Below are 19,100 nucleotides of genomic sequence, written 5' to 3'. Positions count from 1 at the left end.
AGGCTGCTTCGTATTCATTAAATGTATAGCTCGTACATGATATTTTGAAAAAACGCCGCCATCCCTTTATTAGGTACTGGCGGCGCTTTGTTTAAGTGATTATTTTTTTAAACCAGCTGCAAAGAAGGGACCCTTAACCGAAATAATCGTTAGAATACGAGCCATTTCAAGAGGAGACTCTTTCGTGCTACTTTCCAGCCATTGTTGAATGACCCCTATGATTGCAGTTCCCATATAAGCAGCTAAATATTGTCCTGGAACTAGGAGATTCTCTTCCTTCATAAATGCGTTTGGATTATTTCCATAGAGTGTGTCCCACATGAATTTCTTCCATCTAGTTTGAAAAGATAAATCCCCTTTTGGACCTAACACAGCCTTCATAAATCCGCTATTAACATTTAAATACTCAAATAATGAAACGGTGAAAGAAAAAGGATTTAACGTCTGAGAGTCAGTCTCAAGTGCGGCAATAACACTTGGGTAGCTTTGTTTCGTAAGCCTTGACAAATCAAGCATAATTTCCTCCTCACATTTAGTCATTAAATCGAATTTGTCTTGATAATGTGCATAAAATGTACCTCTATTAATTTTCGCTCTAGTTGTTAAGTCTTTAACCGTAATTGCTTCAAAACCCTTTTCATTTATTAATTCTACCAGTGCATGTCGTATGGATTCTTTTGTCCGAATGACACGTAGATCAGCATTAATATTGCGCAAGCAAATCCCTCCTTAATTTTAACCGACACAATGCTTAAAGGTGTTCCATTAACGACACATTGTGCATTTCTGATTATTGAGCAGATCCTAATCCTATTTTATACTTTGAAATGTAATAAACAACAGGTTGTTCGTTATTATACCTTAACATTTAGGAGGCGGTACAGACAACATATTAACGAAAAATATTAAAAAATTCGGCATAAACCGTATTTTGCTCAAAATTGGGAATACTGATTTCAAGCTAAAAGAGCTTACAACAAATAATTTCTTATGGAAGGAAGTAATATAAATGAATAAATTTCTGGGTCGCCCTGACCTAAAACCGACACATCCCAATGATACTAAACCAGGTTTGAACAAAATAGTAATGACTACTGCGCAATATGGAAATCAAGAGGTGATCATGGAAAAGGATGTTCCCATCAAAATGCGGGATGGGATCACAATCTACGTCAATGTATTTCGTCCGGATAAGCCAGGGAAGTTCCCGGTAGTAATGAGCATGGATCCATATAATAAAGATGGCTTACCTCCCTATGATATTTTTCGTCAAGTTTGGCCGACGTTAGGTAGTATCGTAACATCTCTTTATACGCCGTTTGAGTCACCTGATCCCGGTTTTTGGGTGCCAAACGATTATGTACTGGTAAAAATCGCAGCGCGGGGGAGTTCAAATTCGGAGGGTGATCTCTATCCTTGGACGGAAACGGAAACTCAAGATTATTATGAAGTCATCGAATGGGCCGGCGTTCAGGAGTGGAGCGATGGCAATGTAGGACTAAACGGTGTGTCATATCTAGCCATGACCCAATGGCGGGTGGCTGCTATGAATCCACCTCATCTGAAGGCGATCATCCCATGGGAAGGTACATCTGATCTGTACCGGGAATGGTACTTTCACGGCGGAATACCGGAAACGGTTTTCTCATCGGATTTCGAGAAGTTATTGAAAGGCCGGTGGCCCAATAATAATGTAGAAGATATGGTAGCAGCGCAAAAGGAGCATCCGTTGCTCGATGAACACTGGGAGGAAAGACAAGTCAAATTGGCCGATATCAAGGTCCCTATGTTTGTTTGCGCCAGCTGGTCCACCCAAGGCTTGCATTGCCGCGGCACCTTTGAAGGATTTAAACAGGCTTCATCCAAAGACAAGTGGCTGCTGGTTCATGGCCGCAAGGAATGGGAAACCTACTATTTGCGTGAATCGCTGGAACAACAGAAGGAGTTCTTCGATTATTTCCTGAAAGGCATTGAGAATGATTGGATGGATACGCCTCGGGTACGCTATGAGGTTATGGAGAAATTTTACAAGGGGCACATTTCCAACGCGAATGAATGGCCGATCTCCCAAACCTTATATTCCAAACATTATCTGAATGGCGAGAAAATGTCCCTGCAGCACACCGCTGTTCAGAACGAAACTACACTCAACTATAATGCCGAGCCCGGTCAGACAGAAAACAGTGATTTAAGGTTTACATTTACCGCTGACAAAGACATCGAGATTACCGGAAATATGAAGCTCAAGCTTTGGGTCTCGGCCGATGACACAGATGATATGGATATTTTTGTCGGCATTAAGAAGTACGACAGACGCGGCAATGAAGTCTTCCTGCCCGACTTTAATCATATTGAAAACGGTCAGGTGGCTAGCGGATGGCTGAGGATTTCCCATAGAGAGTTGGATACTGAGAGATCTACTCCTTATCAGCCAGTACTTAAGCATAAGAGATTATTAAAGCTTAACAAAGGCGAAATTGTGCCGGTAGAAATTGAAATATTGCCTTCAAGCATATTCCTCAATAGTGGGGAAAGTCTGGTGCTGGTCTTAAAAGGCAGCGACATCATTATAGATGACAACCCGACAGGCTCAAGGGGTTATGGACACCACGATACAGTGAACAAAGGAACTCATTCGGTTTATGCCGGTGGAGTGTATGATTCTTTCCTTTTGGTACCGGTGATTCCCAAGAGAGATTAGTGAAACAACAGAAAGTTAGATGACCGGTGTCCGGGCTAAATTGCCCGGACTATTGGGCTTAGGGTCGGGCCTCTTAAATAATTGACTATTTTTTTGATTAGAACTAAACTGTTTGCTGATAGAAACATTTTAGTTCTAATCAAAATAGGGTTATATAGAAAGGATGCCTTCTTATGGTTACTTTTTTTCAAAATTTTAATCCTATTACACAAGCATTCATAGCCACCTTATTTACGTGGGGAATGACTGCGTTAGGGGCTACAATCGTCTTCGCAACCAAAACAATAAACCAGCGATTATTAGATAGTATGTTAGGGTTTGCAGGAGGTGTAATGATTGCAGCCAGTTATTGGTCTTTGCTGGGACCCGCAATCGAAATGTCAGAGTACCATGCCATAGGAGCTTGGTTTCCAGCAGCATCTGGATTTTTATTAGGTGGGATATTTTTATGGGGAATTGATAAGATTATCCCTCATCTTCATCCGAATACTCCTCTTAGAGAGGCGGAAGGGCTTTATCCTAAAGAAAGAAAAAGAAGTACACTGTTGGTCCTTGCCATCACCCTTCATAATATCCCAGAGGGGTTAGCTGTCGGGATTGCTTTCGGTGCACTTGCAAATGGGGGAACGGAAGCTTCATTAGCAGGTGCCTTAACACTTGCTCTCGGAATCGGTATTCAAAACTTTCCTGAAGGTGTGGCGGTTTCAATGCCTTTAAGAGGTGAAGGAATGTCTCGCAGAAAAAGCTTTTTTTACGGACAATTTTCAGGTATGGTCGAACCTATAGCCGCAGTCATTGGTGCATTTACCGTCGCATTTATTGAACCATTATTACCTTATGCATTGAGCTTTGCAGCTGGAGCAATGATATTTGTTGTAGCTGAAGAAGTGATTCCAAGCTCACAAGAAAAAGGAAATAAGGATCTGGCTTCTATGAGTTTAATGGTTGGTTTTGTATTAATGATGATTCTCGATGTGGCATTGGATTAACATAAGAATTCAGATTTAAAATAGAAAGGAGTGATTTAAGATGTTGATTATCTATAAATCCTCTCGTAATGGAATTCTGGAAATAAGAGAAAACTTCGAAAAGAGTAGCTGGATAAATATGACCGCACCGTCTAAGGAAGAGCTTCAATATGTATCTCAGCTTTGTAATATCCCAATTGAGTTTTTAGAAGATCCGTTAGATTTAGAAGAAAGTGCTCGGATTCAATATGATGAAGATACGAATTGTACATTAATAATTAATGATTTTCCAACTATAGATGTTAATAACCATCAATTTGATTCTTATATTACCATTCCTATTGGAATAATTTTAGGTAAGGATTACATTGTTACGGTTTGTAACCAATCGATTAACTCTTTAGAAAATATAATCAAGAAAAATGTTAACACCTCGATGAAGAATCGTTTTGCATTAGAGATATTATTGTCAATTTCAACTAAGTATATAGAAAAATTAAAACTGCTCAACAAACAACGTCTCAAAATAGAGAGTCATTTGCGTGATTCATTAACTAGCAAGCAACTTTATGATCTAATGGATATTGAAAAAAGTTTAGTTTATTTTCTTACTTCATTAAAAGCTAATGCGGTTGTTATTACGAGACTATTTCGTACCAACTCCGTAAAGTTGTATGAAGATGACAAAGATCTTCTAGAAGATGTAAGAATTGAAATTAATCAAGGGATTGAGACCACGGAATTATATACAAGAATTTTGGACAGTATCACGGGGTCATATTCTTCGCTAATATCTAATGAATTAAATAAAACAATGAAAACTCTTACGTTAATGACAGTTTTTTTAACTTTGCCTACACTTGTATTTAGTTTCTTTGGCATGAATGTTACCTTACCTATTGCTGTTAATGAACCCTTTTCATGGATTATTACATTGGTAATAGCATTAATTTTTGTGATTTGGATCGGATTGACACTATGGAGAAAGAAGATGTTCTAATTATTAAGATAAATTAAGAAGGCAGTCGATTTAAAAATAAATCGGTCTGCTTTTTTATTTGTCTGAATTCTTATATTTTATCAACACAATTATTAAAGGTGTTCCGTAACCGACACATTCACCCCTTCTGTTTATTGAACAGAACTTAATCTTATTTTATACTTCGTTCCTGAAGGGCGAAATTCTGGTGATTGTGATCCGAAAAGTGCGTTTTGAACACATGGAAACAATGATTAAAGGAAGCCCAACTAGTGAGGTGAGTATTATTTCATTCAGAGATTTTATTTCTAATAAAAAAATTTGCTGTTGTACCACAACGTCAAGAGATTAAAAGAGAAAATGTTATTCCTAACGGCTTAATGAAAAAGTGCCCGAAATGTAATTCTATCCTTTATACAAAGGAATTGGAGAAGAATCTAAATGTGTGTAGCTCCTGCAGCTATCATTTTCGTTTAACCGCCAGAGAAAGAATATCATTATTTTTGGATGAGGGTATATTTGAAGAATTTGATGGAGCTTTGACTTCCGATGATCCACTTAATTTTGTAGGGTATAAGGAGAAACTGGATAAAGCCAAACAATCTTCCGGATTAAATGACGCAATCATAACAGGTGAGGGCAAGCTTGGAAGTTTCCTTGTGATTATCGCTTTGTTGAGTTATGACTTTTTTACAGGCACGATGGGTTCAGTAGTAGGAGAAAAAATAGTTAGAGCTGTAAATAGAGCACTGGAGTTAAAAGTTCCATTAATTATCTTTTCTACCTCTGGTGGAGCCCGAATGCAGGAGAGCATTTTTAGTTTAATGCAAATGGCGAAAACAAGCGCAGCAATTGGGCGGTTTAGCGACTCAGGGGGATTATACATCTCAATTATTACTGATCAAACGTTTGGCGGTGTTTCTGCTAGTTTTGCGATGTTAGGTGATTATATCTTTGCTGAAACAGGGGCTGCATTTGGATTTGCAGGGCGGATCGTAATTGAGCAAACAATCCAACAAAAACTTCCACCGGACTTCCAATCCGCTGAGTTTTATCTCGAACATGGTCAAATAGATGGTGTAATTCATAGGAGAAATCTAAGAGATACAATTAAAGACATTATAGATTTGCATATAAATTCAAACGGCATAACATAATCTTATTTTATCCAAAAGTCAAGATCCTAAGAGGTGCTTTTATAATGTCATATGAACTGCCATTTGAACGGCCATTATTAGAATTAAAAGGACAGATTATTGATCTTAAATCATTTGCTGCAGAAAAAAAATATGACTTAAGGGAAGCAGTTCAAAGATTAGAAGAACGCTACAACAAGGTCGAAGAAGAGATATACAAGAGTTTATCGGGCTATCAAAGGTTGCAAATTGCCAGACATCCATTGAGACCATCGACTTTAGAATATTTTGACAGAATATTTGAAAAATTCATTGAATTACATGGTGATCGATTATTTGGCGATGATAATGCTATTGTTGGCGGGGTGGCTAGAATTAATGGAACAGCGGTCACTGTAATTGGTCATCAAAAAGGTAAGGATATGAAAGATAACTTAAAACGAAATTTCGGTATGCCCCATCCGGAAGGATACCGCAAGGCTTTAAGGTTAATGAAACAGGCTGAAAAATTCAAAAGACCTATAATTACGTTTATTGATACGCCTGGCGCCTATCCTGGGATGGCTGCCGAAGAGCGGGGGCAATCTGGAGCAATAGCAATAAATCTTCTTGAAATGTCGAAGTTGAGGGTACCAATTATTAATATTGTCATTGGGGAGGGAGGAAGCGGAGGTGCTTTAGCCCTAGGTGTTGGAGATAAATTGTTAATGCTGGAAAACGCTGTATATGCTGTGGCATCTCCAAATGCTGCTGCGTCAATATTATTGAAGGATGCAGGGCGGGTGTCAGAAGTCACTGAAGCTTTAAAAATAACTTCTAACGATCTAATGGAGTACGGAATAATTGACGAGATAATTCCCGAGCCAAGAGGTGGAGCACATAAAGATATTGATAGCCAAGCAGATATCATTAAACAATATATTAATAAACATCTCAATCATGTAAATGAAGTTCCACCTGATGACTTGGTAAATGCCCGAATAGAAAAGTTACTTCATATCGGTAGATATTTAGAAGTAAGTGAAGAGCTCAGTTGAGTAGAGATTCTATCATCAAAAACATCACACTCTAGGAGTAGATTAGTTTGCAAATCAAAAATCTTCATGCCTTTATTGAAACACTTCCCAGTTTTTTAGAGATGTTAGGGGAGGACGTTGCAGTTGCAGTTATCGACGTTCGTACAATGGATGTGTTGGCAAATGTAAATGGTATTAAATTAAAAACCCGTTTCGAAGTTGGGATGAAGGTTGATCTTAACGAAGGAATTGAAAAAGTAATAAGAACGAAAAAGCCTTTCGTTTCGATCACTCCACCTCATGCATTTGGTGTTCCTGCTAAAGGTATCGTAACGCCTGTTCTTGATGAGCAATCTGAGGTTGTTGCTATTGTGATTCTGGTCAAAAACTTGGAGCTAGAGAACAATATACAAGAAGTCGCGTCTACCTTATCCTCTTCGATGTCTCAGTTGAATGAGGGTATGGAGACATTGCTTCTAGTACCCAGGATTTATCTGGTTTTATTAACAAGACCTTAGTTTTCAGTGAAGAGAGCAATACTAAGATCCAAGAAATTGATGAAATCATTCAATCGATTAATAATGTTGCCTCGCAGTCACATCTTCTTTCATTAAACGCCCGGATTGAAGCGGCAAGAGCGGGCGAAGTCGGTAGAGGCTTTAATGTTGTCGCCCAAGAAATGAGTAAATTGTCTAACATGAGTCAGATATCAGCCGAAAAAGTTGAAACCTCGCTCAAAGAAATGAAACTTGCGATTAAGACGATAACCGAACAGATTGGCAAAACAAGCTTGTCCTCAGAGAGTCAGGCAGCAACTACAGAGGAGATCGCAGCGATGGCAGAAGAGGTAGTAAACAGTACTCATAAGCTCTCGGAAATGTGTAAATTAAGCTCCTTTGAAGACGCCGTAGGTAAAGGTTAAAAGGCAAACTTTCTAAGAGGAATTCAAGATCAGTGCACTGAGAACGATTGAATCTTATATTTGTTTAAAGAGGCAGATGAGTGATCATCCACCCCTATATATTAACTTTTTATTATCACCGAGGTACACTAAGCATTTATTCCAATACCTTGCAAGCAGCCTCCTGACGGTTACTCCAGATCAATCAAATCCTTCGAACTTCGCCTTTCACTGCATTATTCGACCTTTAATCAAATATCTTGCGGCAGTTGTCGCTCGATCGGCAATTTCCTCCGGTGTATGTTTCATCTGAGCGAAGATGCCCTGGTTATACACAGTAGCAAATCCTTGGCTTATTGCTAGATGCGCTTGCATTGACTCGATGATCTCGCTCCAAGTTGCTTGCGGCTCCGCTTCTTGAACTAACGAGAAAAGAACATCAATCATTTCCCGGCTCTGTTCATGAAATTCTGTGAAATGCGCACCTTTCATCGCAGTAAATAATTCAAACCCGACATTGTGTTTAACGGCATACCTTACATAAGCACCGGCAGTCAAAGCCAGTCGGTTAATCGGATCATTTCCTGCTGCGTCAATAGCAGCACGCATCATCGATGTTAGTTCTGTAAGAAAAACGATTCCGGTTGCGGTGAGCAGACTGTCCCGGTCAGGAAAATGACGGTAGGGGGCTCCAGAGGAGACCCCTGCTTTACTAGCTACCTTAGCAACTGAAAAGCCGGCAAGTCCGACTTCAGAAATTAGCTCCAGAGCGGTGCGGATCAGGGTTTCTCTCAAATCACCGTGATGGTATGCCCTCTCATGGGTTGGCATATTAACACCTCCACTGTATATTGTACAGCATAATAAGTTTTAATGTAATAGACATCTTACATAGCGCATGTTAATATGTAAGTGTGTTCTTACATTGAAATGTAAAGGAGATTTGAACCAATGACCCTTACTTTAATAACAGGTGGTAACAAAGGGCTCGGATATGAAGCTGCCCGCCGGCTGATCGGACTCGGCCATACCGTTTATATCGGCGCACGTAACGAAGAACTAGGCAAAAAAGCTGCAGATGAACTTGGTGCGCGGTTTGTTCTTCTGGATGTATCCGAGGATGACTCCGTTAATGCCGCCGCCGCTGAAATCATGGCAAAAGAGGGATATCTGGACGTCCTTATCAACAATGCAGGGATTGCGAGCCAGTTTTCCGATCCTCAAGATGTCACTGCAGACCAAACTCGCCAAATTTACGAGACGAACGTCTTTGGTATTGTTCGCATGACCCATGCTTTTCTTCCGTTACTGCGCAAGTCAGAAGCGCCTGTTATTGTAAATGTAGGCAGCGGGCTTGGATCTTTCGGAATGGTATTGAACCCCAATAAGATCGAATCGAGAGTGAATGCGCTTGCTTATAGTTCTTCTAAGGCTGCTGTAAGCATGCTCACGGTGCAATATGCAAAAGGACTGCCTGACATTCGAGTCAACGCCGTAGATCCGGGACCAACCAAGACCGACCTGACCGGGCATGGACTCCAAACGGTCGAAGAGGGTACAGATGCCATCGTTAGAATGGCTACCATTGGTAAGGATGGTCCGACAGGAACCTTTACGGACCGTAAAGGTGAAATCCCCTGGTAATGGAGTGTTATCTCATCAATAAAGAAGCAAAAAATAATGGTGCCTATGGAATATATCCTATAGGCACCATTATTTTTTTGTTAGGATGATGACGACTTCTCGCTTGATGGCTAACGAATGTACTCCGATAGGTCAATATACATCATAAGCCGCCTTCATGATAGAATATGGTATACTCGAAGCATATTAAACATCATTATAGTTTGGAGAAACTGTAGGATGAGGATAGGAAGATGTAAATTGGGTAAAGTTGATGACAACGAAGAAATACTTGATATGCCCGTTTTTAAATTAACGTCCATGATTTTTCATGCGATATGGATCGTGATGTTTATCTTCAATGATATCCCGATCATGGCTGTAGTTAATGTTGGAAGCGTTATTATATATATAGTTGCCTATCTCCTGTTGCGTCGCGGTGCTATCGACGCTTGGGGTTGCCCAAGAAATGAGTAAATTGTCTAACATGAGTCAGATTTCAGCCGAAAAAGTTGAAGCCTCTCTCAAAGAAATGAAACTTGCGATTAAGACGATAACCGAACAGATTGGCAAAACAAGCTTGTCCTCAGAGAGTCAGGCAGCAGCTACAAAGGAGATTGCAGCGATGGCTGAAGAGGTAGTAAACAGTACTCATAAGCTTTCGGAAATGTGCAAATTAAGCTCCTTTGAAGACGCCATAGGTAAAGATTGAAAGCAGCAAGCCATTAAAGAGAAATCCTAGAGCAGAGCACTGAGAACGATTGAAAAATCTTCAAAGCCTAAAAGCTAAAAAACGAGCAGTCTCCGGGTTATTGGAGACTGGCTCGTTTTCGTTTTTGATCTGTAGTGGCCTGCTCGTCGTAACTCCATTTTACCAAAGAGAGGTTTCTTTTTGATGTTTTAGAGAAGATTTTAGAACGGTTTCCGCTTACATCAAAAACTTAAGTCTTACTCAAAAGAGAGGGCCGTCCCAGTTGCTATTTGCATGGTTTTTGGGACAGCCCGTTTTTATTTTATGATTTTGTAGCCTATAGAGAAGAATTGGATAGCTGCTCCTTTTTATATTCATTAGGAGGAAGGCCCACTTCTTGCTTGAATAGCTTTGAAAAATAGGAGTAGTTGCTATATCCCACCTTATTCGCAATGGTATATACAGATTTATTGGTTGTTTCCAATAAATACTTTGCAGCCGTGATCCGGACTTGTATAACATAGCTGCCTAAGGAAACCCCTGTTTCTTTCTTGAACAGTCGCGCCAAGTAATCAGGATTGAGATAGACAATTTCCGCTAGATCATTCCGCGTTAGGTCATCCCCGTAATGTGCGTGAATATATTGTTTGATTTCCTCAACAATGGATTTTGGTTGTGCGGCGAAATCGCGGTATTTCATGGCGGTATTTACCAAATATTTAAGGTATTCCTCCATATCCTCAATAGAAGTCAAGGAATGCATTAATAATTGATCATTGGTTCTGCCAGTGTACAATTTATGCACCTGGATTCCCTTCATTTTGAGAAAGGAATATATGAGTTGCACGATATCCAATCGGAACAAGCTAAGAACAGAGGTATCAAGCGTTCGATTGCTGAGCATCATTTTCAAATATTGTGTGGCTTCCTCAAGAAAAGCAGAAAGATTATTCTGGTTGAGCAACTCTTCCAAATGGACCAGATCCGGTGGATTATAGGCTGTTTTATTTTGTAGAAGGTAGGTCTCAACCAGAAAGGTTTGATTTCGGCTTTTCGTAATCTCTTCATCCATATTGATTAATTTTTTTAATATATCTCCAACATCATTTAATTTACCGTATAAGCCAATATTGCAACAAACGTCGCATTTTAAATAAGGGTTCGCCTTTTGAATAAATGAAGCACAGAGACCTTCAAGCACTTGGGAGTCCGGCCCCTGATTCCATTTTAATATAGCAATCCAGTTGTAATCTTTGTATTCCAGAATGCTCTCGATTGAAAACCAAGGATTCTGAAACAACTCATACAGTACATTAAGGAGGGCAAAATCAAAAAGGTCCTTTTCTTCTTTGCCCATGCTCCCATTATAGGGAAATAAATTGAATAGCAAAGGCTGAATGATATCGTTCATTTGATAGGACAGGTTTTGTTCCTCAATGGCATGAGCTATGTCTGCTGGTTTGATTGCGAATGAAGTACTTCCGCTAACTAGCTTTCGCCAAAAATGCTCGAGATTTTTCGCTTGATTCTTTTGCCAAAAGTAGCCTCCCTGTATGGCTTTCTCGTTACTTTGTTGCTCCTTTGCCCGTACGATAGCCTTCTGGATAATAAGTGTTAACTTATCAAATTCGATTGGCTTGAGAAAATATTCAAAGCTTTGCAATTCAATAGCTTTCTGCGCATAGTTGAAATCTGCATAATTGGTAAGAAGTATAGTCTGAATACTGTAATTATTCTCCCGAACCCATGCCAGTAGTTCCAGACCAGTTCCTTGTGGCATTTCAATATCTGAGATGAGTATTTGCACAGAATGCTTTTCTATGATTTCACGTGCTTGAGCAACACTATTAGCCGTAAACACAGTTTCTATGTTTAGAAATTTCCAGTCTATTCTCTTTTGTAATGCGGCTATTACATAATAATCATCATCAACAAGAAGTATATTCATAGGTAGCTCTCCATTCATATGGATGTATTCGGAAGATCCGGAAGATCCGGAAGATCCGGAAGATATAAGATGACACTTGCGCCGCCTCCCTCCAAATTGGAGAAGCTGACGGTAGCTTTTTTATGATAGAGATATTCCAGCCTATTAATGGTGTTCATAATGCCAATTTGTGTTCCCTCGGTTTGATCCAGAGGTTGTCCAGCTATAAGTTTCTCCAATACAGGGGGTGGAAAACCGGGTCCGGTATCAGAGAGATGAATAACAGTCACTTTTTCCTCCTCGTCCTGGTAGCGTTTTACTGTGAGCATGATCTGCACTTCGCTATCTCTAGATATTGCATATTTAATTGAATTTTCCACGAAAGTTTGAAGGACAAGCGGTGGAATTTTCACGTTGTCTACATTTTCTTCTTGGTCGATACAATAAATAAATGCATCCTGATAGCGTTGTTTTTGTATTTCGAGATAGGTTCGGACATGTTCGATTTCATCCTCCAGATGGACAAAATTCTCACCGTTTTGAAAAATATAGCGGAAATACTTGGAGGTAGACATCGCCATATTTTCGATTTCTTTATACATTTGAATTTGCGCCATGCTGTAAATGCTTGTTAGACAGTTCAAGAAAAAGTGGGGCTTGATCTGCAGTTTCATATAATCAAGCTGTATTCTCTGTTTCTCCAGCTCTTGTTCGTACATAGTGATTTTAAAAGTTTTGATTTGTTCAACTAGGTCTTTAAACTGTGCATTCGCCTGTTCTAACTCGATAATCTTACTACTTTTAAAATCTGCTACTTGCCCGTCTTCATTAATAGACGCTAGATTTTCGGAGAAGCTTTGAATAGGTCCAAGCACCCTGCTTTTAAAAAACAGCATAACGGCGCATAAAGCTGAAGTAACCATGAAAAATAGTAGCATAATTAGTAACTGTGCAATCATGATTTTTTCAAATACTCCAAATTTAATGACCATTTTGGTGCTGAACGTTGTGTTGGAAAACTCGTTGATGACTGTTGTACGGGGCTGTACAAGATTTGAGATGCCCGAACTTTCCTGTAACAACTTTCCGCTGCCCGATACAGGACTGGATAAACTAGTTCCAACATCATCCACCAGGGAAACAAAACCATTGGCCCCAAGATTAATTTGGCGCAGGGGGCGGATGAGGTTATCCGCTGAGATCAGACCGATTAGATAGTGGTTATAATATGGAACAATGTTGATAACATAATAGTTGTTGTTTACAAGGATAGGTGTCCATTTGGAATAAAACTTCTCATATATCTCTTTGTCGTCAATATAAGTAATAATCTGTTTTTTTAGCTCCTGGTAATCCGTATAGGATACACTGATCGGCGCACAATTCAGAAAATAGGATTCATTCTTTAAATAGTAAAAAAAGTTATATTCTTGTCCGTAATTTTTTTGCAGTTCGGTAAAACGTTTGTGCAGGTTCTCATTCAATTTTATAAACTCAATGCTGTTGGTACCGAAAGTATTCATTTTATGCAGGTTTTCATCGTTCGCAAGTGTCCAGCCCATATAGTGATTAATGTAGGTGAAATCATGATTAATACGGTTGATGTACAAGCTGGCCGTATCCTTTAAATATCTGGTGGACTGCCGGTTGACGATGGAAATGGAAACGATGCTGATGACCAAATCCAGAATGAGTACAACAAATGAAATTAATATCATGATTTTAACGTAATGGCGAAGGGGATACGCTTTGTTTTTTGCTGCTTTTTTTTCCATAGGCCCTTAGTGCTGCGTCCTTTCATGCGCGTCCATTAAATGAATGCGATTGTATGGGTAACAAATTCATTATAAAACTTCATCGTGAAAAAAACATAAGCATTTGCTGTCATTTCGCACCAAAGTCCGGAAACCGCGATTAAAAGTCTGAATAGCGTTATTTATTTCCGCCCAGAAGTGAATTCGACCATCCATTCTTATGTAAGCGGATGCAGAGGTCCGAATAACGGCTCGAAAGTGTCCGGAATGCGAAGAAGTAAGAAGTTATCATTAGAGATGTTCAGATCCCAAACAAATAACTGGGAAGTGAATTATTCAAAAACAAATTTTTAAGTATAAATTGAAATGGGGGATTATGAAATGGTTCAACACAGTAATAAAATGACAGCGAAGAAGTGGGCTATGGGTCTTCTGGGTGCTGCAATGGTATTCGGAATTGCCGGATGCGGCGGAAACAATGTCGCCAACAATGTAGAAAGTGGGACAAGCAGTTACAACAAAGAGGGCTTACCGATTGTCAATGAGCCTGTGAAATTGAAAGTATTGACCGTCCGCTGGGGAAGCATGGGGGATACCTTTACCCAAAACCAGTGGCTTAAGGATCTCGAAAAGAATACGAATGTCAAAATCGAATGGCAAGTGATGTCATCCAATGACTGGGCTGAACAGAAATCCATTCTGTTGGCAAGCGGTACACTTCCTGATGTTATTATTGGTAATCAAAGCTTCGGTGATTCCGATATTGTCAATAATTTAAGCTATTTCCGCCCTCTGGATGATTATATTGAACAAAACATGCCTAACCTTAAAGCGGCTATGCAGGAAACGCCAGAAATGAAAAAAATCAGCACCTTTCCTGACGGCAAAATATACTCTCTGCCCGCAAGGCTGCCATCGCGTCCGAAAAGCTCGCGTCAACCTGTAATTAACAAAGTCTGGCTTGATAAATTGGGACTTGAAGTCCCGGATACCGTTGATGAGCTTTACAGCGTCTTTAAAGCCTTTAAGGAAAAAGATCCGAATGGCAACGGAAAACAGGACGAGATCCCTTATATCGAACTAGGAAATGATATCATCAGTCCCTTCGGGATCGCTGACCTGAATAATAACTTTATGGTGATCAAAGAAGGAAATGCCGTATTCTACCCCACTTCTGAGGAGTACAAAAAGGCTCTGGAATGGGAGAATAAATTGTATAGCGAAGGCTTACTGGACAAAGAACTGTTCACTCAAGATGACACTATGAGATCGGCCAAATTTCAAAATCCGGATGCGCCAATTGTGGGCTTTTCGTACCAATGGACCCCGGACGCAGTGTTTGGCAAATGGAGTGATCAATATGTGACGATTCCTCCGATTGCCGGACCGGATGGCAATCGTTACACCATCGGAAATCCGATTGGCATGAATCTCGCACGTAATGAACTACTGATTACTACTTCCTCCAAATATCCAGAGGTCGCTGCCCGCTGGGCAGACCAGTTCTATACCAATGAAGCAAGCATTCAGAATTTCTGGGGCGCGATAGGAACTGTTATCCAGAAGAATGACAATAATACGTATACGTTGATGGATCCACCTAACGGAACTAGTGCAGATGCCTGGTACTGGGATCAGTCGCTCCGGGATTTCGGGCCGAAATATGTGAGTCCGTCATTTGAAAAGAGCATCGTTCTAAGCCCTAAGAGCGGAGATGGACTGAAGTTGGAGCTCGATAAGCTGGGAAGCGAGTTCGCAACAACACCTTTCCCTAATGTAATGTACACAGCAGAGGAATTCCAGGAACTGCCGACTTTGACCACGGATATCGACGGTTACGTGAATACAATGCGGGCGCAATTTATAACTAAAGGCGGAATTGATAAAGGTTGGGACGACTATGTCAACCAGCTGAATAAAATGGGTCTTGAAAAACTGATCAAGATTCGCACTGACGCGTACAGCCGATATACAAGCGTAAAATAATCTAGATGTCTCCCAAAGGATGCTGCCCTGAACACTTACTATGGGCAGCATTCTCTATACGCTGCTATTCTGACTGACTTATAATTTCACTATTTTCTCAAAGGAGAGTGTTCTAATGGTAAGACGATTGAGATCATTAAGGCTACTGTTACTGAGTGTACTTATGCTGGGACTTTTAGCAGGTAATCTCGTGTATGTTCAACCCGCTAGCGCAGAAGTGGTGGAGAATGCTGTCCAAACTGAAGCAAATCCAGTTCCGGATCACACGCTGAGAGTCCACTATCAACGGGCAGACAATCAATATGGGGATATGGGCTTATGGCTATGGGGAGATGTAAGCGTTACATCTGAACAAGCAGGAATCTGGCCGGTCGGTGCTTCATCTTTCAGCGACGATCAATTATCAAGCCATGGAGCATATGTTGATATCCCGATCAAGGAAAATGCCGTGAATATTTACTTCATTGTCGTGAATAAGATTACCGGTGAAAAAGAAGCAGATCAGAAGAATGTAACCCTGATCTCCTCGCAACTCAAGGAAGTATGGATTAATGAAGGATCAGACGTCGTCTCATTGTCGGCACCGTATGAGCAGGTTGATAACTCGATCCGGATTTATTATGAACGGGCTGACTTGAATTACGATGATTGGGGGCTGTGGATGTGGGATGATGTGGCGACCCCATCTGAAGCAACAGGAACGTGGCCAACAGGCGCGGTAGCGTTCTCCAATAGTCAGACCGACAATCATGGCGCCTATGTGGATGTGGCTTTCAACGAGAATGCGCAGAAGATCAGTTTTATTGTAGTTAATCGCACAACGGGTGATAAAGACGGAGATGGACGCACCTTCTCTGAACTAAATGAGTATCAGACGATCTACCTAAAAGAAGGGAATCCTTCTGTTTATACTACACCCTATGTTGTTGAGCGCGTAAGCACAGCTAATTTTCCTGAATGGTCCCAGGATTCTACCATTTATGAAGTAAATGTCAGACAGTATACGGAAGAAGGTACGTTCAAGGCTTTCGAAGAGCATCTGCCACGGCTTAAGGAGCTTGGGGTGGAAATTCTGTGGATGATGCCGATTCACCCGATTTCAGATGAGAACCGGATTGGTTCTTTAGGTTCGTATTATGCTGTTGGCGACTATAAAGGGGTCAATTCTGAATTCGGAACGTTGGAAGACTTCAAGCATCTGGTGGATACTGCGCATGAAATGGGCTTCAAGGTCATGCTGGACTGGGTGGCTAACCATACCGGCTGGGACAATGAGTGGATAGATAATCCGGGCTGGTATGTAACGGACAGCAATGGCAACATTGTCTCCCCCAATGGCTGGAATGATGTCGCTGAATTGAATTTTGACAATGCCAACATGCGTGCGGCGATGATTGATGCCATGGCTTATTGGGTAAGGGAAGCGGATATTGACGGCTACCGCGCCGACTTTGCCTCAGGCGTTCCGCAGGATTTCTGGGAAGCAGCCCGACAGGAGCTGGATGCCATCAAGCCAGTCTACATGTTAGCTGAAGACGACAGCCAACATGGGCTGTTGGAGAAAGCCTTTAACTCCAACTACAACTGGGATTTGTTCTATAACATCACAGCTGAAATACCGACAGGGGAGATCCATAGCAGCGATGTAAAGAGATATCTAGATAATCAAATGCAGAAATATCCTAAGGGCGCTTATCCAATGAATTATATTACTAACCACGATATCAATTCGTGGGAAGGTTCAACCTCGGAAATGCTCGGCGATGCAGAGGATATGCTGGCTGCGTTCAGTTTTACCTTACCAGGTATGCCACTTATCTACTCCGGTCAGGAAGCAGATTTGAACAAACGGCTTGAATTCTTCGAGAAGGACGAAATCGACTGGAGCAATTTGTCCAACCAGACGTTATACAAACAGCTTGTTCAAATTAAGAAAGATAACCCTGCGCTCTGGAACGGCAGCGCAGGCGGAGAAATCAATTATTTAACTGTGAATGATGAAAGTGTACTCGCCTTTGAGCGGGAGAAGGATGGCAACAAAGTAATGGTTATTCTGAATTTGTCGGGTACGGAGCGTCAAGCAACGGTGCAGGCGGGAGACTTGGCAGGAAGTTATCACAATTATTTTGCCCTTTCACGCACGGATATCACCCCGGAACACCAGGTTACACTTGAACCTTGGGGGTATCAAATATTTACAAGCAATGACGTTGATATAGAACCAACACCAACACCAACACCAACACCAACACCAACACCAACACCAACACCAACGCCAGCACCAACACCAACACCTGCATCTAATTCTGAGGGTAGCGGGCCGGTGAAGCCGAAGAATGAATCGGTTGCAATATTTGACCAGGACAACCTGAAACCTACAGGCGAGGGATCGGTTAAACTTTCTGTGAACAAGGGCGTGAAGCAGGTATTTCTCCCAATTCATGCCGCAGAACTTACCGGTAATGCGAGTATTCAAATTGGATTTGATCAGGTTACAGTGGAGCTTCCAGCTGAAGTATTGAAGGAAGCCCAAGAAGCTGCGAAGGAGACAGAGTTCGCCAACGGACAAATTCAACTCACTGCGGCCGTGGTGGAACAATCTGCTGCAGATGCGTTGTTAGTTGGTGTACAGAAGACCAACACCCACATCAGTCAAGCCGGATTGATGTATGATTTCAGCTTGTCGGTCATCACCGATCAAGGAAAGGTGAAGCCGCTGACAACGTTCGTGAAGCCGGTAACACTTAGTTTCAACGTGAATACCGGAGCAAATGCTGACATAACTGGCGTGTATAGAATCGGAGAAGATCACCGTCTAACCTATGTGGGAAGCAAGCAGGCAAACGGCACAATATCTGCAGAAGTGAAGCATTTCAGTCGTTATGGCGTTCTGGAGTATAAAGTTGACTATTCGGATGTGAGCAACCTTCACTGGGCTTCCACGGCGATCGGATCTTTGTCAGCAAAGCAGATTGTAGTTATGGATTCTAATCAATTTGAACCATCTAAAGCGGTGACGCGTGGCGAGTTCGCTGTGATGCTGGTTAGACTGCTTCAGTTAAATCAAGCTGAAGAAACAACGTCATATGAGGCCGATTTGGCAACCGCAGCACAAGCAGGCATCGTGCTTGGCAAAGGCGGTGGCAAGACCGTATGGGATGATCGTATCACCAGAGAGGAAATGGCGGTTATGCTGGTCCGTGCGTATAAACTTCGCACAGGAACCAATGCGGGAACCCTAGCTGTTAGCAGGTACTCAGATGAATCTAGCATTTCTACCTGGGCGACCGAAGCTGTTAAGGAAGCCACCTCATCAGGTCTGTTGAAAGGGAAATCAGTTAATAAGTTCGACCCGGATTCGCTGCTTACTCGCGCAGAAGCTGCGAAAGTCGTCTATACCCTATTGGGACGGATTTGA

Annotated in this window: 16 protein-coding genes; 12 read left to right on the top strand and 4 right to left on the bottom strand. The window is 41.3% G+C overall.

Features of this window, described 5'->3' with window-relative positions; translation table 11 throughout:
- Positions 1-99: 99 nt before the first annotated feature.
- Positions 100-717 carry a TetR/AcrR family transcriptional regulator gene (locus tag PWYN_RS05220; RefSeq protein ID WP_036649186.1) on the bottom strand — a complete coding sequence of 206 codons (618 nt, stop codon included), beginning with the start codon at positions 715-717 and terminating at the stop codon, positions 100-102.
- A gap of 292 nt (positions 718-1,009) precedes the next feature.
- On the opposite strand from PWYN_RS05220, the gene PWYN_RS05215 reads away from it, so the two are divergent.
- From PWYN_RS05215 to PWYN_RS28570, 7 genes are all read left to right on the top strand, one after another.
- Positions 1,010-2,701 (top strand): CocE/NonD family hydrolase, encoded by a 1,692-nt coding sequence (locus tag PWYN_RS05215; RefSeq protein WP_036649184.1) that lies wholly within the window; start codon positions 1,010-1,012, stop codon positions 2,699-2,701.
- Positions 2,702-2,874: 173 nt separating this feature from the next.
- Positions 2,875-3,690, top strand: a complete 816-nt coding sequence (locus PWYN_RS05210; RefSeq protein WP_036649182.1) for a ZIP family metal transporter — start codon at positions 2,875-2,877, stop codon at positions 3,688-3,690.
- A 40-nt stretch (positions 3,691-3,730) separates the two neighbouring features.
- Positions 3,731-4,669 carry a magnesium transporter CorA family protein gene (locus tag PWYN_RS05205; RefSeq protein ID WP_036649180.1) on the top strand — a complete coding sequence of 313 codons (939 nt, stop codon included), beginning with the start codon at positions 3,731-3,733 and terminating at the stop codon, positions 4,667-4,669.
- Between the two features lie 290 nt (positions 4,670-4,959).
- Complete coding sequence (accD, locus tag PWYN_RS05200) at positions 4,960-5,805, top strand: acetyl-CoA carboxylase, carboxyltransferase subunit beta (RefSeq protein WP_240479752.1); 846 nt, start codon at positions 4,960-4,962, stop codon at positions 5,803-5,805.
- Positions 5,806-5,849: 44 nt separating this feature from the next.
- Entirely contained in the window at positions 5,850-6,821 is a 972-nt protein-coding gene (locus PWYN_RS05195; RefSeq protein WP_036649176.1) for an acetyl-CoA carboxylase carboxyltransferase subunit alpha, read from the top strand.
- Positions 6,822-6,868: 47 nt separating this feature from the next.
- Positions 6,869-7,318 (top strand): hypothetical protein, encoded by a 450-nt coding sequence (locus PWYN_RS27855; RefSeq protein ID WP_052087769.1) that lies wholly within the window; start codon positions 6,869-6,871, stop codon positions 7,316-7,318.
- The gene (locus tag PWYN_RS28570) at positions 7,270-7,722 is read left to right on the top strand and encodes a methyl-accepting chemotaxis protein (RefSeq protein ID WP_084146606.1); all 453 of its coding nucleotides are present in this window, start codon (positions 7,270-7,272) and stop codon (positions 7,720-7,722) included. The genes PWYN_RS27855 and PWYN_RS28570 overlap by 49 nt, the downstream gene beginning before the upstream one ends.
- Before the next feature lie 207 nt (positions 7,723-7,929).
- Here PWYN_RS28570 and PWYN_RS05185 read toward each other — a convergent pair whose 3' ends face one another.
- Positions 7,930-8,532, bottom strand: coding sequence for a TetR/AcrR family transcriptional regulator (locus PWYN_RS05185; RefSeq protein ID WP_036649175.1), 603 nt, complete (start codon positions 8,530-8,532; stop codon positions 7,930-7,932).
- Between the two features lie 120 nt (positions 8,533-8,652).
- Here PWYN_RS05185 and PWYN_RS05180 point away from each other — a divergent pair, with 120 nt between their 5' ends.
- The 3 genes from PWYN_RS05180 (at position 8,653) to PWYN_RS05170 (ending at position 10,036) form a co-directional block, all read left to right on the top strand.
- The gene (locus tag PWYN_RS05180) at positions 8,653-9,345 is read left to right on the top strand and encodes an SDR family oxidoreductase (RefSeq protein WP_036649173.1); all 693 of its coding nucleotides are present in this window, start codon (positions 8,653-8,655) and stop codon (positions 9,343-9,345) included.
- A 219-nt stretch (positions 9,346-9,564) separates the two neighbouring features.
- Positions 9,565-9,801 carry a hypothetical protein gene (locus PWYN_RS05175; RefSeq protein WP_036649170.1) on the top strand — a complete coding sequence of 79 codons (237 nt, stop codon included), beginning with the start codon at positions 9,565-9,567 and terminating at the stop codon, positions 9,799-9,801.
- A complete protein-coding gene (locus PWYN_RS05170; protein WP_036649167.1) occupies positions 9,794-10,036 on the top strand; it encodes a hypothetical protein in 243 nt (80 codons plus the stop codon). Before PWYN_RS05175 ends, PWYN_RS05170 begins: the two co-directional genes overlap by 8 nt.
- A gap of 316 nt (positions 10,037-10,352) precedes the next feature.
- On the opposite strand, the gene PWYN_RS05165 is transcribed toward PWYN_RS05170, so the two are convergent.
- On the bottom strand, positions 10,353-11,963 hold the full coding sequence (locus tag PWYN_RS05165; protein WP_036649164.1) for a response regulator transcription factor: 1,611 nt from the start codon (positions 11,961-11,963) through the stop codon (positions 10,353-10,355).
- Positions 11,964-11,977: 14 nt separating this feature from the next.
- Positions 11,978-13,717 (bottom strand): sensor histidine kinase, encoded by a 1,740-nt coding sequence (locus PWYN_RS05160; RefSeq protein WP_036649161.1) that lies wholly within the window; start codon positions 13,715-13,717, stop codon positions 11,978-11,980.
- A gap of 360 nt (positions 13,718-14,077) precedes the next feature.
- Between PWYN_RS05160 and PWYN_RS05155 the strand changes: the two genes are divergently transcribed.
- Complete coding sequence (locus tag PWYN_RS05155; protein ID WP_036649158.1) at positions 14,078-15,682, top strand: extracellular solute-binding protein; 1,605 nt, start codon at positions 14,078-14,080, stop codon at positions 15,680-15,682.
- Positions 15,683-15,797: 115 nt separating this feature from the next.
- On the top strand, positions 15,798-19,100 hold the full coding sequence (locus tag PWYN_RS30270; RefSeq protein WP_052087767.1) for a pullulanase-associated domain-containing protein: 3,303 nt from the start codon (positions 15,798-15,800) through the stop codon (positions 19,098-19,100).

The organism is Paenibacillus wynnii, assembly GCF_000757885.1.
GTDB classification, from domain to species: Bacteria; Bacillota; Bacilli; order Paenibacillales; family Paenibacillaceae; genus Paenibacillus_AQ; species Paenibacillus_AQ wynnii.
The sequence above is the reverse complement of the archived record's forward strand: the minus strand, read 5'-3'. Positions and strand labels throughout refer to the sequence as shown.